19 protein-coding genes are annotated in these 23,273 nt (G+C 71.0%); 5 read left to right on the top strand and 14 right to left on the bottom strand.

Annotated elements, in window-relative coordinates; all coding sequences use genetic code 11:
* Positions 1-35 precede the first annotated feature (35 nt).
* The 11 genes from SCAB_RS38830 to solA form a co-directional block, all read right to left on the bottom strand.
* A complete protein-coding gene (locus SCAB_RS38830; protein ID WP_013005517.1) occupies positions 36-701 on the bottom strand; it encodes a haloacid dehalogenase type II in 666 nt (221 codons plus the stop codon).
* Between the two features lie 44 nt (positions 702-745).
* A complete protein-coding gene (locus tag SCAB_RS38825) occupies positions 746-1,684 on the bottom strand; it encodes an aldo/keto reductase (RefSeq protein ID WP_013005516.1) in 939 nt (312 codons plus the stop codon).
* Entirely contained in the window at positions 1,681-3,141 is a 1,461-nt protein-coding gene (locus SCAB_RS38820; protein WP_013005515.1) for an aldehyde dehydrogenase family protein, read from the bottom strand. The genes SCAB_RS38825 and SCAB_RS38820 overlap by 4 nt, the downstream gene beginning before the upstream one ends.
* A complete protein-coding gene (locus tag SCAB_RS38815; RefSeq protein WP_013005514.1) occupies positions 3,138-4,091 on the bottom strand; it encodes a succinylglutamate desuccinylase/aspartoacylase family protein in 954 nt (317 codons plus the stop codon). Before SCAB_RS38815 ends, SCAB_RS38820 begins: the two co-directional genes overlap by 4 nt.
* Before the next feature lie 23 nt (positions 4,092-4,114).
* Positions 4,115-5,497 carry an aminotransferase class III-fold pyridoxal phosphate-dependent enzyme gene (locus SCAB_RS38810; RefSeq protein WP_013005513.1) on the bottom strand — a complete coding sequence of 461 codons (1,383 nt, stop codon included), beginning with the start codon at positions 5,495-5,497 and terminating at the stop codon, positions 4,115-4,117.
* Entirely contained in the window at positions 5,494-6,357 is an 864-nt protein-coding gene (locus SCAB_RS38805) for an ABC transporter permease (protein WP_013005512.1), read from the bottom strand. The genes SCAB_RS38810 and SCAB_RS38805 overlap by 4 nt, the downstream gene beginning before the upstream one ends.
* The gene (locus SCAB_RS38800) at positions 6,357-7,253 is read right to left on the bottom strand and encodes an ABC transporter permease (protein WP_013005511.1); all 897 of its coding nucleotides are present in this window, start codon (positions 7,251-7,253) and stop codon (positions 6,357-6,359) included. The genes SCAB_RS38805 and SCAB_RS38800 overlap by 1 nt, the downstream gene beginning before the upstream one ends.
* A gap of 3 nt (positions 7,254-7,256) precedes the next feature.
* Positions 7,257-8,396 (bottom strand): ABC transporter ATP-binding protein, encoded by a 1,140-nt coding sequence (locus tag SCAB_RS38795; protein WP_013005510.1) that lies wholly within the window; start codon positions 8,394-8,396, stop codon positions 7,257-7,259.
* Positions 8,389-9,501, bottom strand: coding sequence for an ABC transporter substrate-binding protein (locus SCAB_RS38790; protein WP_013005509.1), 1,113 nt, complete (start codon positions 9,499-9,501; stop codon positions 8,389-8,391). Before SCAB_RS38790 ends, SCAB_RS38795 begins: the two co-directional genes overlap by 8 nt.
* An 82-nt stretch (positions 9,502-9,583) precedes the next feature.
* Positions 9,584-10,645 (bottom strand): M14 family metallopeptidase, encoded by a 1,062-nt coding sequence (locus SCAB_RS38785; RefSeq protein WP_231885179.1) that lies wholly within the window; start codon positions 10,643-10,645, stop codon positions 9,584-9,586.
* A 2-nt stretch (positions 10,646-10,647) separates the two neighbouring features.
* The gene (gene solA, locus SCAB_RS38780; protein WP_374194930.1) at positions 10,648-11,895 is read right to left on the bottom strand and encodes an N-methyl-L-tryptophan oxidase; all 1,248 of its coding nucleotides are present in this window, start codon (positions 11,893-11,895) and stop codon (positions 10,648-10,650) included.
* Positions 11,896-12,068: 173 nt separating this feature from the next.
* Between solA and SCAB_RS38775 the strand changes: the two genes are divergently transcribed.
* Positions 12,069-12,815, top strand: a complete 747-nt coding sequence (locus SCAB_RS38775) for an IclR family transcriptional regulator (protein WP_013005506.1) — start codon at positions 12,069-12,071, stop codon at positions 12,813-12,815.
* Positions 12,816-12,978: 163 nt separating this feature from the next.
* Positions 12,979-13,722 (top strand): IclR family transcriptional regulator, encoded by a 744-nt coding sequence (locus tag SCAB_RS38770; protein ID WP_037728430.1) that lies wholly within the window; start codon positions 12,979-12,981, stop codon positions 13,720-13,722.
* Positions 13,723-14,049: 327 nt separating this feature from the next.
* Here the strand turns inward: SCAB_RS38770 and SCAB_RS38765 are convergent, their stop codons facing one another.
* Together SCAB_RS38765 and SCAB_RS38755 are read right to left on the bottom strand one after the other, a co-directional pair.
* Entirely contained in the window at positions 14,050-14,733 is a 684-nt protein-coding gene (locus tag SCAB_RS38765) for a haloacid dehalogenase type II (protein ID WP_013005504.1), read from the bottom strand.
* 514 nt (positions 14,734-15,247) lie between these two features.
* Entirely contained in the window at positions 15,248-16,465 is a 1,218-nt protein-coding gene (locus SCAB_RS38755; protein WP_013005503.1) for a PucR family transcriptional regulator, read from the bottom strand.
* A gap of 444 nt (positions 16,466-16,909) precedes the next feature.
* Between SCAB_RS38755 and SCAB_RS38750 the strand changes: the two genes are divergently transcribed.
* The 3 genes from SCAB_RS38750 (at position 16,910) to SCAB_RS38745 (ending at position 21,044) form a co-directional block, all read left to right on the top strand.
* On the top strand, positions 16,910-19,933 hold the full coding sequence (locus tag SCAB_RS38750; protein WP_013005502.1) for an aminotransferase class III-fold pyridoxal phosphate-dependent enzyme: 3,024 nt from the start codon (positions 16,910-16,912) through the stop codon (positions 19,931-19,933).
* A 119-nt stretch (positions 19,934-20,052) separates the two neighbouring features.
* Positions 20,053-20,190 (top strand): hypothetical protein, encoded by a 138-nt coding sequence (locus SCAB_RS47475; protein WP_013005501.1) that lies wholly within the window; start codon positions 20,053-20,055, stop codon positions 20,188-20,190.
* A 230-nt stretch (positions 20,191-20,420) separates the two neighbouring features.
* Complete coding sequence (locus tag SCAB_RS38745; protein WP_037728406.1) at positions 20,421-21,044, top strand: hypothetical protein; 624 nt, start codon at positions 20,421-20,423, stop codon at positions 21,042-21,044.
* Positions 21,045-21,177: 133 nt separating this feature from the next.
* Here the strand turns inward: SCAB_RS38745 and SCAB_RS38740 are convergent, their stop codons facing one another.
* Positions 21,178-23,256 carry a SpoIIE family protein phosphatase gene (locus SCAB_RS38740; protein WP_013005499.1) on the bottom strand — a complete coding sequence of 693 codons (2,079 nt, stop codon included), beginning with the start codon at positions 23,254-23,256 and terminating at the stop codon, positions 21,178-21,180.
* Positions 23,257-23,273: the final 17 nt, after the last annotated feature.

The following is a 23,273-nucleotide window of genomic DNA, read 5'->3' as shown; positions in this document are numbered from 1 at the left end:
TGTCTTCTCTGTCTCTTTCGCCGGTGAGCCGTCGGTCAGCAGCCGAGCAGCTTCGGCAGGCCCGACAGGTCGGGCAGCTCGTCGTAGGGCTGGTAGTCGGCGCTGCCCTTGCGGCCGTAGCGGTTGATCCACACGCGGCGCTTCAGGCCGAGGTCGCGGGTCGGGATGTGGTCGTACTCCCAGCCCTGCGCGGTGTGGATGACCTGGGAGGGCTCTACGCCCATGGTCTTGAAGGCGTACTCGAACGTCTGGCGGTCGGGCTTGTAGGCGCCGGCCTGCTGGGCGGTGATGACGTAGTCGAACTCGACGCCGATGTTCTCGACGTTCCGTGCGATGAGGTTGTCGTCGGTGTTGGAGATGATGGCGATCTCGTACTTCGTCTTCAGCGCGCGCAGCGCGTCCGGGACCTCGGGCCAGGGGCCGAAGGTGGGGACGGCCTCGACGAGGGCGTCGCCGTCGGACTCGCGGTACTCCAGGCCGTGCAGGCGCATGGCGTTGCGCAGGCTGGAGTGCAGGATCTCGTGGTAGGGGCGGTATGCCTCCAGGACGGCCTGGAAGCGCATGACGCGGAAGTCGTCGAGGAACTCGTCGACGTCCAGATTGTCCAGGTCCAGCCGGTCCTCGATGACCTTCAGGGTCGTGGGGGCCAGCTCGAAGTCGATGAGGGTCGCGTAGGCGTCGAAGGTGACGATCTCTCGCATGGTGTTCAGCCTCGTCTCGCGGGATTCTCGGGTTGGCGGGGGCTTCAGACGACGCGTTCGCCGGGGGCGACGATCGCGTCCAGCGCGGCCAGGTCGGCCGGGCTCGGTATCCAGTCGGCGGCCGCCGCGTTGGCGGTGACCTGTTCGGGGGTCATGGCTCCGCAGATGACGGAGCCGACGGCGGGCAGGGCCGCCAGTGCGCCGACCGCGACCCGGAGGAGGGTCAGGCCGCGGTCGGCGCCGTATCGGGTGAGCGCCTCGGTCCTGTCGAGGGCCGCGTCGGTGAGCCAGCCCTGTCGCGAGGACAGGCGGCTGCCGGGCGGGGGCGCCTCGCCGCGGCGGTACTTCCCGCTGAGCAGGCCGTTGGCCAGCGGGTAGTACGGCAGCAGGCCGAGGCCGTGGTGCAGGCAGGCAGGGACCAGATCCTGTTCCGCGCCGCGGTCGAGCAGGTGGTAGCGCTCCTGGGTGGACACGAAGGCGTCCGTGATCCGCCCGGCCGGGAGGTTGGAGCAGCCGATGTACCGGATCTTGCCCTCGTCGACCAGTTCCCGGAGCGCGGCGACCGTCTCCTCCAGCGGTGTGACGCCGTCGGGTTCGTGGTACTGGTACAGGTCGATCCGGTCGGTGCCGAGCCGGCCGAGGGACGCCTCGACCGCGTACCGGATGTAGGGGCGGGCCCCGCGCGGACCGTAGAGGTCGGCTTCCCGGCTCATCTCCATGCCGAACTTGGTGGCCAGCACCACCTCGTCGCGGCGGCCCTTGAGCGCGGCCCCGAGGAGCCGCTCACCGTCGCCCCGGAGGCCGCCCCGATCGCCCCGTCCGCCGTACATGTCGGCGGTGTCGAACAGGGTGATCCCGGCGTCGAGGGCGGCGTGGACGACGGCCTTCGTGCCGTCCTCGTCGAGGCGGCTGCCGATGTTGTTGCCGCCCACGCCGACCACCGAGACGACGGGGCCGCGCTCTCCGAGCGTGCGGTATCTCATGACCGGTTCCCGAACCCGATGCAGACGTTCTTGGTCTGCAGGTAGCTCGCCAGTCCTTCGAGGCCCTTCTCCCGGCCCCAGCCGCTGTGTTTGTAGCCGCCGAAGGGAAGCTCGACGCCGGTGCCGACTCCGGTGGCGTTGACGTAGACCTGGCCGGCGCGGATGCCCTCGGCCAGACGCATCGCCTTGTCGATGTCGCGGGTCCACACGTACGAGGCGAGGCCGTACGGGCTGTCGTTGGCGATCCGAAGGGCCTCGTCGACGGTGTCGAACTCGATGACCGTGACCACGGGGCCGAAGATCTCCTCGCGGGCACACCGGGCCTGGTTGTCCACTCCGGTCAGGACGGTCGGCTCGACGAAGTAGCCGTCCGCCAGCCCGGGGTCGGCGGGGGCGCCTCCGCCGGTCCGTGCCACGGCGCCCTCCGCCTTCGCCACCTCCAGGTAGGCGAGGACCCGGTCACGCTGCCGTGCGGCGACGAGCGGGCCGACGTCCGGATCGGTGAGACCCGGGCCGAGGCGCAGGGAGGCTGCGTGCGCGACGAGCTTGTCCAGGAACTCCTCGGCGCCGCGCTGGACCAGCAGCCGGGTGCCGGCCGAGCAGGTCTGTCCGGCGTTGCCGAAGGCGGAGGCGGCGACGGCGCCGAGCGCTGCGTCGAAGTCGGCGTCCGCGAAGACGACGACGGGGGACTTGCCGCCCAGCTCCGTCACGGAGGGCACCACGTTGGCGGCGGCGGCCTGCGCGACCTTGATACCGGTCGGCACCGAACCGGTGAAGGTCACCTGGTCGATGTCCGGGTGCCCGGCGAGGGCCGCGCCGGTGTCGCCGTCACCGGGGACCACGTTCAGCACGCCCGGCGGAAGACCGCACTCCAGGGCGATCCTGCCGATCTCCAGCGGGGTGAGCGGTGCCTCCGGAGAGGGCTTGAGCACCACCGTGCAGCCCGCGGCCAGCGCGGGGGCGGAGCCCCTCGCGGTGTTCTGCAGCGGGTAGTTGAACGGGATGATCTGACCGGAGACGCCGATCGGCTCGCGCACGGTGTAGTCGATCAGGCCGGGCCCGAGCGGCACGGTCGAGCCGCCGAGCTTGTCGGCGACGCCCGCGTAGAACTCGAAGTAGCGGGCCGCCGCCTCGACGTCGTTCTTCGCCTGGCGCAGCGGCTTGCCGACGTCCTGGCTCTCCAGCCGGGCCAGTCGCTCGCCCTGGAAGCGGATGGCCTCCGCGATGCGGTACAGGATCCGGCCGCGGTCGGCAGCCCGCATCCCGGCCCACTCGGGTGCCGTGAAGGCGGCGCGCGCCGCTGCCACCGCGGCGTCCACGTCGGCCTTGCCGGCCAGCGCGACCTGGGCGATCGCCGTGCCGTTCGACGGGTCGAGGACGGTGAAGGTGCGGCCGTCGGCGGCGGGGACCTGCTTGCCGTCGATCAGCAGTTCGGTCGACTGCGTTGCGTCGCTCATGGCCGGATCTCTCCCAGCACCTCGCCGAAGATGACGACCTCGTCGCCGGGGCGGACCGTACGGATGCGGCGCACCCAGAGCACGATGCCTTCCTGCGGCGCGCGGACCTCTTCCAGCGTGGTGCCGTAGTGGTCGGTGATGGTGGCGATGAGGTCGCCTTCCTTGCAGGTCTCCCCCGGCTCGGCGTGCGCGACGAAGAAGCCGCCGGCGGCGGAGCGGGCGAAGGTGCCGGAGACGGTCGTGTAGGTCTCCCGCAGCACCGGCTCGCCCTCGATGATCCCGAGCCGGCGCAGGATGTTGCGGATCGAGTTCATGTGGTGCTCGACGTTGGTCTCGCGGTACGTGGCGCCGCCGCACTCGATGGTGATGGCGGGCTTGCCCGCTTCGAGGACGGGGTGGCGGACCGTGCCGCCCCACTTGCCGCCCTTCCAGACCAGCTCGTGCCCGGCGGCGAGAGCGATGTCCGTCGCCAACTCCTCGTAGCCGCCCTGGAGGATGACCAGCGGGGCGATCTCGCCGTAGGCGCCACCTGTGTGCAGGTCGACCACGGCGTCGACGGCGGGGACCACCTGCTCGACGAAGGTCGCGGCCAGGCGCTGGGAGTAGGAGCCCTCCGCGTCGCCCGGGAAGATCCGGTTCAGGTTGAGGTGGTCGATGCCGCTCGCACGGGCCGCCGCCTCGAAGGCCGGGGTGTTCAGGCAGGGAATGCCCACGACCGTGCCGCGCAGGGTGGCCGGGTCGAGCTCGGCGAGGACGCGGCGGACGGCTTCCTGGCCGTCGTACTCGTCGCCGTGCACACCGGCGTCGACACACAGGACGGGGCCGTCCTCGACGCCGTTGACGACGATCAGCGGGATGCCGAGCTCCACGCCGTAGCTGCTGGTGCCGACCGGGATCAGGCCCTGGGCGCGTTCGCCGGGGGCGACGGTCAGCGGACCGATGGAGTACATGTGGTTCCTTCCCAAAACGTGCGTCAGATACGGGACGAGGCCTCGGCGAGGACGCCCGCGATGATCGCGGCGATACGGTCGAGGACCGCGCGGTCGCTGATCAGCGGGGGTGCGATCTGGACCAGCGGCGCGGACCGGTCGTAGACGCGGGCCAGCAGGCCGGCCTCGCGCAGCCGGCGCGGGATGAGATCGGTGATCAGTTCGGCGCGGGCCCGGTCGCTGAAGCCCCCGCCGTCGAGGTCACCGACGAGTTCGCAGGAGTAGAAGAACCCGGTGCCTCGGACGTCGCCGACGATCGGCAGGTCCTTGAGGGCCGCCATGCGGGTGGCGAGGTCGCCCTGGAGATCGCGGACGTTGTCCAGGACCCGGTCCCGTTCCATGATCTCCAGGTTGCGCAGGGCGATGGCCGTGCTCAGCGGGTGCCCGGCGAAGGTGTAGCCGTGGTTGAGGACGGCGCCGGGCCGGTTGACGACCTCGGTGATCCTGGTGCCGACCAGGGTCGCGCCGAGCGGGGCGTGTCCCGAGGTGATGCCCTTGGCGACGGTGACCATGTCCGGGCGGGCGCCGTAACGGTCCCCGCCGAACCATTCGCCGATCCGGCCGAAGGCGGTGATCACCTCGTCGGCGACGAGCAGGAAGCCGTACCGGTCGGCGAGCGCCCGCAGCCCCTGCCAGTAGCCCTGGGGCGGAGTGATGCAGCCGCCCCGGTTCTGTACGGGTTCGGCGATGAGCATCGCGACCGTCTCCGGGCCCTCGGCCAGGAGCATGGCCTCCAGTTCGGCGAGCAGCCAGGCCGTGTACACCTCGTCGTCCGCGAACTGCGGTGCGAGGCCGAAGCGGTTGGTGTTCGACACGAACCGGGTGTCGATCGCCGGCGGGCCGTAGGGCTGTGTCAGACCGGGTTCGTCGGTGAACGACAGGGTGCCGACGGTCAGCCCGTGGTAGGCCCCGCGCCGGGCGATCGCCTTCACCCGTCCCGGCTCCCCGCGCAGGGCGTGGTACCGGCGGGCGATCTTCCAGGCGGTCTCGACCGCTTCGGCGCCACCGCTCGAGAAGAACGTGTGCTCGATGTCGACGGGGGCGATCCGGGACAGGCGCTCGGCCAGCTCGATCGCCGTGGGGTGCGCGGAGCCGGTCCACAGCGGGCTGTAGCACAGCTCGCGCAGTTGCCGTTCGGCGGCCTCGGCGAACTCGGGGCCGTACGAGTAGCCGAGTTGGCAGCAGTACAGCCCCGACAGACCGTCGATGTAGCGCCTGCCGTCGGCGTCGTCGACGTACGGGCCCTCCCCTCGCCGGACGACGAGGAGGTCTTCGCCCTCGTTGCCGAGCGATCCGTTGGCCGTCATGTTCAGCAGCAGGTGCCGCTGAGCGGTGGCCGCGGTCGTCCGAGCGGCGGCGGTGGTCATACGGCCTCGCCTCCGGGGTTGGCGACGCCGACGGTGTTCTCGACGGAGAGGAGGGAGTCCTGCCTGCCGGAGCCGAGCCAGCGGACCAGGGCGACCAGGCCGAGGGCGAGGATGGCGAAGGCGATGAGGATGGCGCTGACGGCGGTGACGCTGGGGTCGATCTCGAAGGTGAGGGAGTTGTAGACCTGCACCGGGAGGGTGACGGTGTCGACGGAGGAGAGGAACTGGGAGATGTAGAACTCGTCGAAGCTGGTGATGAAGGAGAAGATCGCCGCCGCGATCATGCCGGGTGCGGCCAGCGGGAAGGTGATCTTCCGGGCGATGGTGAGCCGGCCGGCGCCCATGCTGGCGGCGGCGTCCTCCAGGCGTTCGTCGATCCCGCGCAGGGTCGCGATCAGGATCAGCACCGCGATGGGTGAGGCGAGCACGGTGTGGCCGAGCGCGATGGCGATCGGGCTGCCGAGCATCGCGGCCGGCTCGAAGAGGAGGAACAGTCCGAGCGCGGTGACGATCTGCGGGATGAGCAGCGGTCCGAGGACCAGGGCGAACACCGCCGAGCGCAGCGGGAGTTCGCTGCGGACCAGGGCGGTCGCCGCGGTCACGCCGATGACGAGGGAGAACACGGTGCTCAGGGCGGCGACCAGGGCGGACAGGGAGAGCGCGGCGGGCCATTTGCTGCCGTCGGCGAACAGGGCCTTGTACCAGTTCAGCGTCCACGTCTCGGGCGGGAAGGCCGCGAAGGCGTTGTTGCTGAAGGAGGTGACGAGGATGACGACGATCGGCAGCGCCAGGAACAGCAGGATGAGCGTGGCGACCGCGGTGAGGGCGATGCGTCCGGTGAGGGTCTTGCGCAGTTCCATCAGGACCCACTCCTCTTCTTACGGCTGGCGCCGAGGGAGGTGACGGCCTTGACCAGGAGCAGTCCGGCGAGGGTGAGGACCAGCAGGATCACGCCCTGTGCGGCGGCCCCGTTCCACTGGTTCTCCTTGGTGACCTGCTGGTTGATGAGGGTGGCGATCATCGTCTGGTTGGGGCCGCCCATCAGGGCGGGGGTGATGTAGTAGCCCAGCGAGAGGATGAAGCTGAGCAGTCCGGCACTGGCCAGCCCGGGGGCGACCAGCGGCAGATACACCCTGCGGAAGATGGTCACCTTGCCCGCGCCCATGCTCGCGGCGGCCGCCAGCAGACGCCGGTCCACCCCGCGCATCACCCCGTAGAGGAGGAGCACGGTGTAGGGGAGCATCATCGAGGTGGTACCGATGACCACACCCAGCTCGTTGTAGAGCAGTTGGAACGGCGCTCCGGGCAGCGATACGGCGGTGAGGGTCTCGTTCACCAGGCCCTTGTCGCCGAGCATGATGATCCACCCGTAGGTGCGCACCAGCGCGGACACGAAGTGCGGGACGACCACGACCAGCATCGCCAGGCCCGCCCAGACGGGCTTGAGCCGGGAGATCGCCTGCGCCAGGACGAACCCGAACACCAGACTGAGCACCGCTGTTTCGGCGGAGATCCGCAGCGTGGTGAACAGCACCGACAGGTTCACACCCGTCAGGGCGTCGGCGTACCAGTGCAGGGTGAACGAGCCGTCGGTGTCCTTCAGGCTCAGCAGAAGCGTGCTGAAGATCGGGTAGACGAACAGCACCAGCAGGTAGATCACGACCGGCAGCGCGTAGAGGATGCCGACACGGGTCTTGCGTGAGGCCAGGAGTTTGCGTGGGCGGGCCGGAGCCCCCGCGGTCAGGGTGGCTGCCATGGCTCACCCCGCCTTGTCTGTGGGGAAGAGGTTGATGTCCTCGGGGTCGGCGGTGATCCCGACCCGCTCACCGGCGACGGGGCCGCGGCCGGCGGGGACCTCCAGGCGCAGCAGCGGTGCGTCGCCTCCGTCGATGCGCACACCGGCGCGGACCAGGGTGCCGACGTAGGTGGCCATCTCGACCGTGCCGGTACAGAAGCCGTCGTCGGCGGCCGAGGCCCGCAGCCGGCCCGGCTGCACGGCCACCTTCACCAGCGTGCCGGAGGGCAGCTGGTGGCGGCGGGCCTTGAGCAGTCCGCCGCTGTTGTCGAGGCGGACCAGGGTGTGGTCGCCGTCGTTCTGTTCGATGCGGCCGGGCAGGAAGTTGGCCGCGCCCAGGAAGTCCGCCACGAACGGCGTCTTGGGCCGCTCGAAGAGTTCCCGGGGGGTGTCGAACTGCTCGATCAGGCCGTTGCGCATCACCGCGATGCGGTCCGACATGACCAGCGCCTCTTCCTGATCGTGCGTCACATAGATGACGGTCAGGCCGAGTTCCTGCTGGATGGACTTGATCTCCACCTGCAACTGGTCGCGGAGCTTCTTGTCCAGGGCACCCAGCGGCTCGTCCATCAGGATGACCGGCGGGCGGTAGACCAGCGCCCGGCACAGCGCCACACGCTGCTGCTGACCACCGGACAGCTCGCGCGGCTTGCGGCCGCCGAACCCGGACAGGCCCGCGATCTCCAGGGTCTCCCCCACCCGCCGGCGGATCTCGTCCTTGCCCACCCCGCGCAGGGTGAGCGGGAAGGCGACGTTCTCGCTGACCGTCATGTGCGGGAAGAGCAGGTACTGCTGGAAGACGAAGCCCAGGCCCCGCTTCTGCGGCGCGAGCCGGGTGACGTCACGGCCGCCGACGGTGATGGTGCCGGAGTCGGGTTCGCAGAACCCGGCGATCATCATCAGCGTCGTGGTCTTGCCCGAGCCGGAGGAGCCGAGGAAGGTGACGAACTCCCCGGCGGCGATCTCCATCGACGCCTCGTCCACGGCGACGACGCCGCCGTAGGTCTTGCGCAGAGCCACCACCGACAGTGCTTTGCCGGTCGCGGCGGCCGGCTTGACGCCGGCCACCTTCACCGACGGTGCGGCGACACCGAATTCAGCCACGAGCCCACTCCAGCCAGCGCTTGGTGACGGCCGACTCGTTCTTCAGCCACCAGTTGACGTCCGTGTCGAAGCCCTTGTCGTAGTACTTCGGCGCACCGGCGAGTGCGTTGCGCTCGTCCTCGGTGAGCTTCTCGTAGGCCAGCGGGGACGACGGGTTCGACGGGAACGCCTTGGCCAGACCGGCCTGGCTCTCCGCCCGCAGGGAGAAGTCCATCAGCTGGTAGGCGTTGTCCGTGTTGGCCGCGCCCTTGGCGATGGCGTAGCCCTGGAACTGGCGGCGCATCCCGTTGAGCTGACGGGTGACCGGGACACCCTGCTTCTCCAGGTCGGCGATCCGGCCGTCCCAGACGGTCGACATGGTGACCTCCTGGCGGCTGAGCAGCACTCCGGGGAGCGGGCCGCTGTCCCAGAACTTCTTGATGTCGCCCCGCAGCCGGGTCAGCACCTTGAATGCACGGTCGACGTCCAGCGGGTACAGCTTGTCCGCGGGGACGCCGTCGGCCAGGAGCGCGAACTCCAGCTCCGGCAGGTCACCGTCCGGGCTGCACATCGAACGGCCGCCCTTGAACGCCTTGGTGTCCCAGAAGTCCGCCCACGACTCCGGCTTCTTCCCTCCGAAGGCGTCGGTGCGGTACGCGATGCACTGGCCGTAGAAGCTGCTGCCGACGGCGTGCTCGGTGACCTGGGCCTCGGGGATCTTCGCGCTCTGCACGCTCTTGATCCGGTCGAGGTCCAGCGCCTCCAGGGCGTCCTGCTTCACGTACTTCAGATGCGACATCATCGAGTTGTTGATCAGGTCGCACTGCGGGCGGCCCTGCTTGATCTGCGCCAGCAGCGGGGCGTCGTCCAGGTTCAGCACCTTGACCTGGATGCCGGTCTCCTGCGTGAACGGCGTGTAGATCGCCTTCTGCAGCGCGGCGCCGTAGGAACCTCCGCTGTCACGGACGACCACCGTCTTGGAACCCTTGTCACCGCCACCGCTGCCGCCGGCCGTCCGGCTGGTACCTGTACCGCAGGCGGAGAGGGTGGTCGCGGCGGCGACACCCGCCGTGACTCCGCCTATGCCTCGGAGGAACAGTCTGCGGTCTATCCGGGCGTCTTTCATGGTGTGCCTCCTGGTGGTGCCGGCCGCGGGAGGTGAGCGGCCGAGGGACGTGGGAAAAGGGCGAGGGGGGGTGGAGGGGGGTCTAGGGGCGGGGATCCGGCTCGTCGGATCCGGCGCCGAGGCCGGGGGCTCGGAGTGTGGTGGGGCCTGTGGCCAGGGCGGGGTCCCAGGGGACGGCCAGGGCGGCGAGTTCCTTGCCGGGGGCGACGGTGAGGCCGTGCATGCCGTAGAAGATGCGTCCGTCCGCCGGTGCGTGGACCGGGTGTTCCGTGCCGTCGACCGGGTCGACGATGCGGCCGAGGAGGTCGCCTTCGGTGACTTCGCCGATGATGTCGGCGTCGAAGGAGAACGCCGGGTACCACAGGCCGGTGGCCTCGGCGGTGACGCCGCCGGACCAGACCCATTCCCGGGTCGGTGCGGGGGCGGAGTGGCCCTGGTCGAGGACGCCGAGGTGGCGCAGTGCCGTCAGCAGGCCGTCGACGCGGCGCAGGGCCGTAGCCTCGTCCCGCCGGCCCAGCTCGCCGACCTCGACGAGGACGGCGGAGATGCCCCGGCGGGCGGCGGCGGCGTGGCTGTTGCCGCCCTCGGGTGTCAGGCCGAGGATGACGTCCTCGATGCCGAAGGAGCCCGCCAGTGCGGCCGTGGCCTTGTCGAGGTCCGGATCGCCGGTGAGGCGGTAGCCGACGAAGTCCCGCAGGACCTGGTCGATGCCGCCGCAGTGCAGGTCGATGTAGACGTCGGCGCCGTCGATCAGGTTCGTGAAGAGCCAGGCGGCCAGCCGTTCGGTGGGGCCGCCGTCCGGGTCGCCGGGGAAGACGCGGTTGATGTTGACGCCGTCGACGGGGGAGATGTTGAGCCGGCCCTGGTACACGGCGGGAGGGTTGGCGACCGGGCAGATGATCAGCTGTCCGTGCACCTCGCGGGGGTCCAGCCTGTCGGCCAGGCGTACGACGGCGTCGATGGGGGTGAACTCGCCGCCGTGGACGCCCGCGGTGACGACGACCCGGGGGCCGGGGCGGGAGCCGTTGACCAGGGTCAGCGGAATGTCGGTGGTGAGGGTGCCGAGGTCCGCCCGGAGGGTGCCGCCCACCGTGCTGCCGGGCTCGGCGTGCAGGGAGCCGACGGAGAGGGTGGTGTCGCTCATGGTCATGCCTCCGTACGGCCGATGGTGGAGAGGAAGTCGATGGGCTGCGGCGAGGTGCCGTCCAGCGCCAGGTCGGCGGCGATGTCGCCGAAGGCGGGCGAGAGTTTGAAGCCGTGGCCGGAGAAGCCCGCGAGCAGGACGACGTTCTCGGCGCCGGGCAGCGGACCGACCAGCGGGCGGCTGCTCTCGGTGTAGCCCTCCATGTAGACGGCGAGACGGGTCGGGTCCGGGTGCAGGTCCGGCGCGTAGCGCCCGATGAGCTCGGAGAAGATCTCCAGCTCCTCCGGACGGACCGTGCGCTCCAGCTCGTTGGGGTCGTCGGCCAGCCGGTGCAGGACGCGGTTCAGGCCGAGCTTGACGGAGACGCCGTCCGGGGAGGGCAGGCCGTACCAGTGGGTGGGGGCGGTGCGGATGAAGGCCGGGCGCTCCTCGCCGAACCATGCCTCGGGGGTGGTGGGCACGAACCAGGCACTGACCAGGCGACGGACCTCCACCTCCCACGGCAGGTCCGGGAGCAGGTCGTTCACCCAGGGACCCGGGGTGACGACCGCGGTGTCGAACCGCTCGCTGCCCGCGTCGGTGCGGACCTCGACGCCGCCCGCGACGGGCACCACCTCGCGGACGGTGGTGTAGCGGTGGATCACGGCGCCCAGTTCCTCCGCGCGGCGGGCGGCGGTCTGGATGGCCAGTTCGGGGCGGATGAAGCCGGCGCGGCGGTCGAGGACGGCCGCGTCGCCGTCCTCGAGCCGGTACTGCGGAAAGCGCTTGGCGAGTGTCTCGGCGTCCAGCACCTCGTGGTCGAGGTCGTGCTCCGCGACGGACTCCAGGACGGTGGCCATCTGATGGTGCTCGGTCCGCCCCATCAGCAGGCACCCGGTCAGGCGGCGCAGCTCGCGGCCGGTCTCCCCCTGGAGCTGCTCCCACAGCGCGTCGGCGTGCTTCAGGAGCGGGACGTACCGGGAGTCCTCGAAGTGGGCGCTGCGGAAGATCCGGGTCTCGCCGCCTGCCGCACCGCGGTCGTGGCCGGGGGCGTAGCGGTCGTAGCCGACGACGTCCGCGCCACGTGCCGCCAGCCGCCAGGCGGCCTGGCTGCCCATCGTTCCGACGCCGATGACGGCGACACGCTTCCTGGCAGCTGACACGGGGGTTTCCTTTCGTTTCACCGGGGCGCATGCTGAGCTCCGGTGCGAGGCTGTTCGATTCGAGTGGTTTTGGGCGGGGGCGGAGTCCTCGGGGCCCGCAGCGCGCATCCGTCCGGTTCTCGGGGGGTGTTCCGGCTCTGTCGGAAAGTTCTTCCTCAAGCCGTGCCACATTGTGGAACGCTGTGCTAGAATCTGGCACAGACAATGACAGTGGCACGGAGGGGAGTCAAGGGGTTGTTCACGAAAAATTCAGAGGACCAACAGGGGGAAATCGGATGGAAATGAAGAGCGTCACCAGGTCTCTGCGCATCCTGGAGGCGGTCGCCCAGCATCAGCCCGTCACCGTGGGCGAGTTGACGAAACTGTTCGGCCTTCCGAAGTCGACCGTGCAGCGCACCCTGGTCACCCTGAACGAGGCCGGCTGGCTGCGTGCCAACCGCAAGGACACCACCCGCTGGGAGATCGGCGCCCGCGTCCTCGCCGTACGCCCCGCCGCCCTCCAGGGCTCCAGCCTCTTCGCCGCCGCGCGCGACCCCATGGTGAGCCTGCGGGACGCGGTGAACGAGACCATCCACCTCTCGGTCCCCGACGGGCTGCACGGCATGGTCGTCGTCGACCGCGTCGACTGCGCGCAGGCGGTACGCACCTTCCACACGATCGGCGACACCTCTCCCCTGCACGCCACCGCGGTCGGGCGGGCCGTCCTGGCCCACCTCCCCGGCCGGGACGTGGAAGAGGTCATCGCCGCGGGCCTGGAGCGCTTCAGCGACACGACGCCGGCCGACGCCGACGAGCTGCGCGCCGCACTGGCCCGGATCCGCACCGACGGGTACGCGGTCAACCGCAACCAGTTCCGTCCCGGCGTCTGCGCCGTCGCCGCCCCCGTACTGGACGAGGACGGCACGCCGCTGGCCGCCGTGGCCGTCTCCATGCCCGAGTCCCGGTACGACGCGGACCGCCTGCCCGAGTGGGGCCGCCTCGTCGCCGACACGACCGCGGACATCTCGCGCCGCCGCCTGGGCGCCTGAGCGCGACGGCGACCGCACCGGAGTCGCCATCGAGGGTGGGTCTCGCACCGACGCGCGACGCCCACCCTCGACGCATGTCGTCACCCGCTTCCGCGGACCTCCCGCCCAAACTTCAAGCTCGTGCCACATTGTGGAATGGCATGCTATAGTGCGGCACATGGAGATGAAGAGTGTCACCAGGTCGCTGCGCATCCTGGAGGCGGTCGCCCGGCATCAGCCCGTCACCGTGGGCGAGTTGACCAGGCTCTTCGGCCTTCCGAAGTCGACCGTGCAGCGCACCCTGGTCACCCTGAACGAGGCCGGCTGGCTGCGCGCCAACCGCAAGGACACCACCCGCTGGGAGATCGGCGCCCGCGTCCTCGCCGTACGCCCCGCCGCCCTCCAGGGCTCCAGCCTGTTCGCCGCCGCGCGGGAGCCGATGATCCGGCTCCGGGACGCGCTCGACGAGACCATCCACCTGGCGGTGCCCGACGCGCTGAACGGCATGGTCGTGGTGGACCGCGTCGACTGCGACCACGCCGTACGGACCTTCCACGCCATCGGCGCCACCTCACCGCTGCACGCGACGGCCGCCGGGCACACGGTCCTCGCCCATCTGCCCAAGTCCGAGGTCGACGAGTTCACCGCCCGCACCCTGGAGGGATACGGCGAGGAGACCATCACCGATCCCCGGGAGCTGCGCGCCGAGCTGGAGCGCGTCAGGGAACGGGGATACGCCGTCAACCACAACCAGTACGTCCAGGGTGTCTGCGCCATCGCCGCGCCGGTGCTGGACGCCGCCGGCGCACCCCTGGCCGCCGTGGCCATCTCCCTGCCGGACTCCCGCTTCGAGCCCGGCAGGCTCCCCGAGCTGGGCCGGCTGGTGACCGCCACGGCCGCGGAGATCACCGTCCGCCACCTGCGCTGAGCGCACGGACGACGGTTGACGGGTACGGCGGGCTGGGAGACGAGGCCCGTGTCGAGGCCGACCAGGCCCCGGGGGGACGCCGATGCCGGCGGTGAAGCACGGGCGCGGCCTGGCGAAGGTGCGGCGACAGTGCGGTCATGTTCGTCTCCCGGGCCTCGGTACTCCGTCTGCTGCGGTCTCCCGAGCATCCCGGCGGACGAGGACCGCACCAACGCGCGATCTGTCCGGCCCGGACGCCAGGTCCGGACAATGTGTCAGCCCCGTGCCCGCCACCGGCCAGGTCACGAGGACCACCGGCTCCGCCTGTTCGGGCAGGGGCTCGCGGCCTCAGCAGCCGAGCAGGGCCGGCAGCCCGGACAGGTCGGGCAGCTCGTCGAAGGGCTGGTAGTCGGCGCTGCCACGGGCTCCGACGGAGCCGTTGTGGCCGTAGCGGTTGATCCACACGCGGCGGGCGAGGCCGAGGTCGCGGGTGGGGACGAGGTCGTACTCCCAGCCCTGGGCGACGTGGATGACCTGGGCGGGGTCGATGTCCATGGCCCGGAAGGCGTACGCGAAGGTCTGGCGGGACGGCTTGTACGCCTCGGCCTGCTGGGCGGTGACGACATGGTCGAACTCGACGCCCATGTGGGCCAGGTTCCGGGCGATGAGGTCGTCGTCCGTGTTGGAGATGATGGCGATCTCGTACCGGGACTTCAGCGCCCGCAGGGCGGCCGGGACCTCGGGGTGGGGGCCGAAGGTGGGCACGGCCGCGACCAGGGCCTCGCCGTCGGACTGCCGGTACTCCAGGCCGTGCAGCCGCATCGCCGTCTCCAGGCTGGCGGGCAGCACCTCACGGAAGGGGCGGTATGCCTCCAGGACGGCGTGGAACCGCATGATGCGGAAGTCGTCGAGGAACTCGTCGACGTTCAGACGGTCCAGGTCCAGCCGGTCGGCCAGGATCTTCAGGGTGGTGGGGCCGAGCTGGAAGTCGACCAGAGTGCCGTAGGCATCGAAGGTGACGATCTGACGCATGGTGTTCAACCTCTTTCCGGGCATAGCAGACACCCCGTTCACCGGGAGTCACGTTCTCGTCGAGTGCGGCCAGGTCTGCCGCGTCGGGGTTCAGAAGGCTGCTGCGGCGTTGGCGGCGACCTTTTGGGGGCAGGGGGCTCAAGGGGGCGCCGAGCGCGATGAGCCTTTCTCCGACCCGAGGTGATGCGTCAGTGAAACACCGCGGAGAATCCGGCGACAAGGGACGCGAGGCCGCGACATCGGCCCTCTATTTTGTGCCTGTGCACAACTTCCGTCAGGAACCAGGTGAGGCTCCCGCCCGAACCGGCTGCGTCTCGGGAAGGCACCGTCGAGCGGATCCGGCACGGACTGCCGCCGCCGCGCGCCGCCGCCCGGCGGCGTGACCGGGCCGTCGGCCGCCGGAACCGCCGCCCTCTGCAGGGCTGTTGGGCGCTGACCGCCGCGCTCCGGCTCCGGTGCTCCCGGTCGCGGTCGCGGCCGGCCGGTTGCCGCAACCCGTCCGGCGATCGGCGGATCAGGACATCGTCGCGAGGAAGCGGGCTCCGGCATCCGTATCCAGCCAGGCCAGGGCCAGGACCAGCCGGGCGGCGTCGTTCGGCCTGGACAGCTTCAGCCCGGTCGCCTCTTCCGCGGCCTGCAGGCGATTGCCCACCGTGTTCCGGTGACGGTAGGTGCGTGCGGCCACCTCGGCGACCGAGCCCAGGTCGAGGTAACAGCGCAGGGTCTCGACGATGTTGTCGCTGTCGCGCAACGCGAGGAGCGGGCGCAGCACGCGGGTGGCCACCGCACCGGTGAGCTCCTCCTGCGCCGACATGATCGCCCCGACCCAGTGGCCCTCCACATGCCGCACTCCGGGCTGCGCGGAGCTGCGGATCGCGGCACGCGCGAACCGGATACCCCGTGCCGTCAGCGCCAGCCCGGGGACTTCCGCGACGCCGCAGCGCCACGGGGCGAACGGCCGCAGCATGGCAAGCACGGCCTCTTGATCGCTCCGTCCGTGACGGACGATGCCGAGGAGCTCGTCACCCATCCATCCGAAGTGACGCAGCAGACCGCCCCGACGCAGCGCATCGTCGACCTGGGACAGGGCCGGGTCCCCGGTGGGAACGGATTCCACCACGACCACGGTCAACGCGACGTGCTCGGCGAAGCCCAGCAACGTCGAGGCCTCGGCCACCGTCGCGGGATCCTGCTCCCCTTCCAGGACGAGGCGACCGAAGGCACGGTTGCGCACCTCCGTACGACGGCTCGCCAGGTCGCGCTCGGTGCGGCGGTAGGCGTCGACGACCTCGACGCTGTTGCGGTCCGTCGCCTCCCAGACGCGGATCAACCCGTCGAGGAAGTCGGGATCGGCGCTGATGCCCCGTGCCCGCCCCTCCGCGAGCACGGCCTCCCACAGGGTCCTGAGGTCCAGCTGGAAAGAGTGCATCAGCGCGGTCAGGGGGAACGCCTGTTCCGCTCGCTCGCGTCCCACGTCCTCGGTGGCGCGCGAGACCGACCGGGGCACGGGGCCGCCGGCCAGCCGGGTCAGGGCGAGTTCGAGGGTTCGTCGCATGCCCTCCCGTTTCCGGACCGGGTCCCAGTCCGCCGACGCGTAGGCGGACTCCTCGGCTTCCAGCTGTTCGAGAGCACGAGAGGTCAGTTCGTCGAGGCGTTCCTCGAGGAGCCGGCGCGCGATCGCCTGCACGGCGTCGTGGCGGGCCCCGCCCCGGCGGCCTCCCGGGCCGCTCACGAGAGCCGCCCCTCGCGACGACAGCCGTCACAGGACGGACACGGGGCCGTCTGCGGGAGCTGCCGCTGACAGGCCGGTGGGGCTTCCTGCCGAAAATTGTGCACAAGCACAAAATACAGGTCCGATGTCGCGGCCCCGCGTCCCTTGTCGCCGGATTCTCCACGGTGTTTCACTGACGCATCACCTCGGGCTGGAGAGGGGTCACCCGGAGCAGCCGCGGCCGAGAGACACCACGTCCCGCCGACCGGCTCGCCGGGCCGAGCGGGGATCGGGATCGCCCAGGATGCCCCCGGAGACCACGCCGCCCTCAGGGCGAGCGTCGAGGGCGAGGACCAGAACGTCATCGAGACCGCAGCCCGCGGAGGACCGGCCACGACCCGAGCGTCGTGCCGCAGGCCCATGGTGAGCGACGAGCGACCTGACGACGAGAGAGAGAACGCACCGATGACCTCAGCGACCACCACCGGCCAGGACGGAACGGCCGCCCCCGGTCACACCGGCCGACTGCCGGGCTCGCTCCTCGATCTCGTGCTGCGGCAGTCCTTCGGACTGGAGGCCCATGTCCAGCACCCCCTGGGAGGGGAGGTCGACCAGAACGTCCGCATCACCGGCGACGACGGCATGCGCCACTTCGTACGGGTCACCCGCGCGGAGCCGGACTCGGCCGACGTCGTCTGGCAGAACTCGCTCCTCCAGCATCTGGCATCCACCGTTCCCGACCTTCCGGTGCCACGGCTGGTCCCGACACGCGAGGGGACGTTCGCTGCCGGCGTCGTCCACGAGGGCAGAACGTACGTGGTCCGCGTGATGACCTGGCTCGAGGGCCGGGTCCTGGCGGATCTCGACGACCATCCCGCCGCGCTTCTGCGTCAACTGGGAGAAGCCGCCGGGCGGTTGAGCCTCGGACTCTCCGGCGTGGAGCCACCGGTGGGCCTGGAACCGCACGACTGGGACATGCGCCGGGCCGCCGAGATCGTCGAGGCGTCGCTGCACGCCGTACCGGACGCGGAGCGGCTGGAGTCGGTGCGCACGATCATGGGCTGGTACGACGATCTCCTGCCCGCATGGGACCGACTGCCGCGGAGCGTCGTACACCAGGATCTCAACGACGCCAACGTCCTGGCCCACCCCGACGAGGACGGCGTACTGCGGATCTCGGGCATCGTCGACCTGGGCGACTCGCTCCACAGCGTGCGCGTGGCAGAGGTGGCGATCGCGGCGGGCTACGCCATGGTCCGCAAGGCCGACCCGCTGGCTGCCGCGGCCGAGGTCGTGGCCGGCTTCCACTCGGTGCTCCCCCTCACGGCCGAGGAACTGGCGGCCGTCCATCCGTTGGCGGCGGCCCGGCTGTGCATGAACGCCGTGACGTGGACGCGCCGGGTCGCCGAGTGCGACACGCCGTACGGGCGGAGCCGCATGCACCACACCTGGCCCGCGATCGCGCAGGTGGCCGAGATCTGTCCCGACGTCGCCGAGGCGACGTTCCGGGTCGCGTGCGGGCTCCCCCGGACGCGGGAGCAGCGGGGTCTGGAAGAGGTCCTGGCAGAGGCGGCCCCAGAGCGCTCCCCTCACACACCGGCCCCTCGACTGCTCGACCTGCTCCCGGCAAGTGATCTCTACGACGAAGTCGACTGGCACGACGCGAGGGCGGTGCGCGCGAGCATCGACGACGTTCTCGACGGACGACGGCGTCGGGGCTACGTCCCCCACCTCGGCGCATCGCTGCTCCTGGGCGGCCGCCGCCGTCCGGGAGCCGACGAGCCCGCGACGGTTCAGGTCGGCGGTTCGCTGGTCGTGGCCGATGCCGAGGAGGTCGCCGCCCCGCTGGCCGGTGTCGTCGAGGCCCGCGGTGGCGCAGGGATGCCGTTGGTGCTGCGACACGCGGTCGAGGGGCTGGAGTTCTGGACGTGCTGGTGGGGACTCGACGGCACGCCGCCCGTCGCTGCGACGGTTCCGGCCGGGGCACCGTTGGGGCGCGCCGGCGCGAGCGAGGAGACGGACCCGCTCGGGTCCCGCGTCCAGGTGCAGGTCCACCGCACCGCGCGGATGGCCACATGGCCGCCGCCTCGTGTCGTGCCGCCTTCCGCACGTCAGGTGTGGAGCCGTCTGTCACCCGACCCCGCCCGGCTCCTCGGGTTCACCGAGCGCTCCGCCGCGGCCCCCACCGTCGACGACGTCGTCTCGGTGCGCCGTCGCCACATCGCACGCTCCCAGCGCAGCTACTACCGCACCCCGATGAGCCTCGTGCGTGGGCGGGACGTGTGGTTCCACGACGAGGACGGCCTGGCCTATCTGGACTCGCTGAACAACGTCACCCATGTCGGCCATGCCGAGCCGCGCGTGACGGCCGCCGCCACCCGGCAACTGCGCAAGCTCAACACCAACAGCCGTTTCGTCTACCCGCAGATCGCCGGTTACGTGCAGAAGCTGGTGGCCACGCTGCCCGACCCGCTCGAGGTCGTCTTCCTCGTGTGCACCGGCAGCGAGGCGAACGACCTGGCGCTGCGGATCGCCCGTCAGGTGACAGGTCGTCAGCACATCGTCACCATCGACGGCGCGTACCACGGAAACACCGGCGTGGTGACCGGGATCAGCCCGAACCGATACAAGGGTCCCGGCGGCGCCGGTGCGCCGGCGACCACCCACGAGGTCGTCATCCCGGACCGCTACCGCAGCACCTACGGGTACGACGACACGGACGCCGGAGCCAAGTACGCGCGCGACGCCGCGGCTGTCATCGAGCGGATCACGGCCGACGGCCGGCCCCCGGCCGCCTTCATCGCCGAGTCCCTGATGGGATCGGGTGGGAACATCGTCTTCCCCGACGGCTACCTCGACGGCGTGTTCACCGCTGCCAGGCGGGCGGGCGCCCTGTGCATCTCCGACGAGGTCCAGGTCGGCGTCGGACGACTCGGGCCCTGGTGGGGGTTCGAACTCCAGGGAGTGGTGCCGGACATCGTCACGATGGGCAAGCCGCTCGGGAACGGGCATCCCCTCGCGGCGGTGGTCACGACCAGGGAGATCGCCGACGTGTTCGACACGGGCATGAAGTACTTCAACACCTTCGGCGGCAACCCCGTCTCCTGCGCGATCGGCGAGGCCGTGCTCGACATCGTCGAACAGGATGGACTGCGGCAGAACGCCGTGAGTGTGGGCGGGTACTTCGCCCGGTCGCTGCGCGAACTCCAGCAGAGGCAACCGCTCATCGGTGACGTGCGGGCGGAAGGGCTCTACCTCGGCGTCGAACTGGTCCGCAACCGCACCACCAAGATGCCGGCCACCGAGCAGGCCTTCATGGTCACCGAACTCATGAAGGAGCGCGGCGTCATCGTCTTCCCCAATGGCGTGCACGACAACGTACTGAAGATCAAACCGCCCATGACCTTCCGCCGCGAGCACGTGGATCTCTACGTCGACGTGCTGGACGAGGTTCTGTCCCTGCCCGAGCTGCGCTCGGCCGTTCGGTAGTGGACGACGGCGAGGTCCTCCGGTGCCGGTTTCGTCGGTTCGCGCCGGTCGCATACGTGGTGAGTCACCAGGCTGGTGGAGCCGCCCATGATCGACCGACCCCCTGGCGCGATCCCCGCGTGATCGTCGCGCTCGTCGGCCCCGTCCGGACCACCGTCGTGGTCGTCGGCCTCCTGGCCGTCCTGGCCGGCGCCTTCCTCGGCATCCGCCGGCTCAAGCGGCGACGTACCGCACGGACGACCGCAGCTGCCGCCTGATCACCAGCCCGACGCCCGCCCTCGGCCCCACGACGGCATCCCAGGCACCCATGTACGTGCAGGTCAGAAGGGGTGGGATGGTTCCAGGGTGCTCGATGGGCCCCTGGCTGTTGCGGCCGGCCGTTGCGACCGCTGATGCTCTTGGTGTCACGCCGACCGGGGCCGGACCGACCAACCGGGCCTCGTCGGGGGGCATCCTTGTCCACCCACTCGTCCACGGGGGAACACCCATGACCATGCGCATCCGAACCAGCGCTCTCACCGCACTCGCCGTCGCCGCCCTCGCGGCGGGCTCGCTCCTCACGGCGCCGGCCGCGGGCGCCGCGACGAAGGCCGCCGCGCCGAAGTTCCTGTCGGCGTCCGAGCTGCCGCCGCACCCCACGTCGTCCTGGACCGCCGGGCCGGTCACCGAGGGGTTCCCGGAGGCACTCGGCCTCTGCGTGAGCACGGAGGGCGTGCTCGACTACGACTACCGGCACCGCACGTTCCGCACCGACCTGGACACCAACGCCGTGCAGTTGACCGTCGTGACGGGCACCGCCGGACAGGCCAAGGCCCTGGCCAAGCACTACGACGACCTGATCCGCACCTGCGCCGACCGTCTCGAGGAGTCCTCGCCCGACATCGACGCCGAGGGCCGGGACTTCGGCACGCTGCCGGTCGAGGAGGGTGCCCATGTCCGCGGCGTGAACACCGAGACGTCCTCGGGCACCACGGACGTCGCCCTGCTGTCGGTCGGCCGGGACGGCAGGACCGTCACCGTCGTCCAGTGGAGCCAGCTGGGCGACTTCGTGAACGCGCCCGTGACCGCCTTCAAGAAGACCACCACCACGGCCGTCAACAAGCTGTACTGACCGGTCGGCCACCGGCACGGACGGGGGCCGTCCTCCTGCCTTGAGGCGGGAGGTCGGCCCCCGTCCTGACCGACAAGGGCGCCGCCGCACTCGCACAGAGGTGAGAACCGGGAGCGCCGGTGGGTGGCGGGCTTCAGCCCGGTGGGCCGGTGCGTCGGGCGAGGAGGAGGGCCACGTCGTCGTCCGGTTGGCGGTTCAGGGTGTCGAGCACGAGGTCGCAGGTCTCTTCGAGGGGGAGGCGGGTGCCCAGCAGGCCGAGCAGGGCGTTCAGCCCGGTGTCGATGGGCTCCGTGTGGCTCTCGACGAGACCGTCGGTGAACAGGGCGAGGAGTGCCCCTTCCGGCAGCTCCCGCCGGTCCGCGGTGAACGGCACGCCCCCCACTCCGAGGGGCACACCGGCGGCGGTGTCCAGGAAGACTGCCGTCCCGTCCGGTTCCACCAGTACCGGCGGGAGGTGGCCGGCGCGGGAGACCTCGCAGTGGCCGTGCCGGGGGTCGCAGACGACGTACAGGCAGGTGGCCAGCGTGTCGGAGTCACCGAGCGAGGCGGCGATGCCGTCGAGGTGGGACAGCAGCTCCGCCGGAGGCAGGTCGAGCCGGGCGAGGGCGCGGGTGGCGGTGCGCAGCTGCCCCATGACCGCGGCGGCGTGCACACCCTTGCCCATGACGTCGCCGACGACGAGGCCGACCTTGCCGTCCCTGAGCGGCAGCACGTCGAACCAGTCCCCGCCCACCTCGCTGACCGCGGGCAGATAGCGCGAGGCCACCTCCATGCCGTCGGGGCGCGGTGGCTCCTGGGGCAGGATGCTGCGCTGCAGGGTGAGCGCGGTGGCGCGTTCGCGCCCGTACAGCCGGGCGTTGTCGATGCAGATGGCGGCACGGGCGGCCAGTTCGGTGGCAAGGGTGAGGTCCTGGTCGTCGAACGGCCGCTCGTCGACCGTCCGGTACAGGCTGAGCGTGCCCAGCACCTCGCCCCGGGCCACCAGAGGGGCGGCCAGATAGGAGTGGACGCCCGCCCGGCGCAGCCGGTCGGCGGCCGCGTCGTCCCGGGCGATACGCCGCAGCTCCTCGGCGTTCACCCGCCGCAGGAGAATGGGCCGCGCCTCCCGTACGCACTGGGTGATCACCCGTGACGCGGTGTACGACGCCGGCTCGCCGACCGGATCCGCCGCCTCCACGGCATCGCCGGCACGGCTCGCCTTCAGGGCCAGCGCGTGAAAGGCCAGGGGGTCGTCCGGCCGTACCGGGCCCGTGCCACCGATGCCGTGACCGACGACGGAGTCGAGTACGTCGACGGCGGCGAGGTCGGCGAGCTGCGGAACGGTCACGTCCGTGAGTTCCTGTGCCGTCCGGCGCAGGTCCAGCGTGGTGCCGATACGGGCGCCGGCGTCGGCGATCACCGCCAGGCGTTCCCTCGCCTGCGCGACCTCGGCGGCCGCCCGCTGCCGCTCGGAGATGTCGAGGATCGCCATCGCCAGACCCAGCACGCGTCCGTTCGGGTCCTCCAGCCGGTGGTAGGACTCCGAGTAGGCGTGGTCCTCGTCGTCCGCGGCGGTCCGGCCGATCGTCTGCTGGTCCAGCAGGGGCTCACCGGTGTCGAGGACCCGCCGCATCCGCGTCTCGATGGCCTGGACGTCGAGCGCCGGCAGCACCTCGGCGACCCGTCGGCCCCGGACGGCCTCCTCGGGAACGCCGTTGATGCGCTCCAGCGCCGGGTTGACCCGCAGCCACCGCAGGTCGGGGTCGAACACCGCGATGCCCACCGGGGACTGGTTGATCAGGATGTGCGAGAGGGCCAGATCGCGTTCGACGTTCCGTACGGTCTCGACGTCGATGCCGAGGCCCAGGGCGTGGATGTCGCCGCGCGTGTCGCGCAGCTGCATGGTGCGGAACTCCACGCGGCGCGTCCACCCGCCCTTGTGACGCATCGGGAAGACGCCCGCCCAGCGTGCCCCGGTGCGTACGCGCCGGAACAGCTCGCGGGCCCGTGCCCGGTTCTCCGGGGCCACCAGCAGCACGCCCGCGTCGCTGCCCAGGGCCTCGGTCGCGGAGTAGCCGAGCAGCGACTCGGCCTCCGGGCTCCACAGCACGATCCGGCCGTCGCTGCCCAGGACCAGGGCGGCGACCTTGAGCAGATCGAGCAGCCCGCCGGGCGCGGCGGTGACCTCGTCCGCCTGCCGGCCGCTACCGGCCCGGGTCTCTCGCTCAGGCATACCGGACGCTCCTTCCG

The sequence above is a fragment of the Streptomyces scabiei 87.22 genome (genome assembly GCF_000091305.1).
GTDB lineage: Bacteria > Actinomycetota > Actinomycetes > Streptomycetales > Streptomycetaceae > Streptomyces > Streptomyces scabiei.
This window is presented reverse-complemented; position numbering and strand designations above follow the sequence as displayed.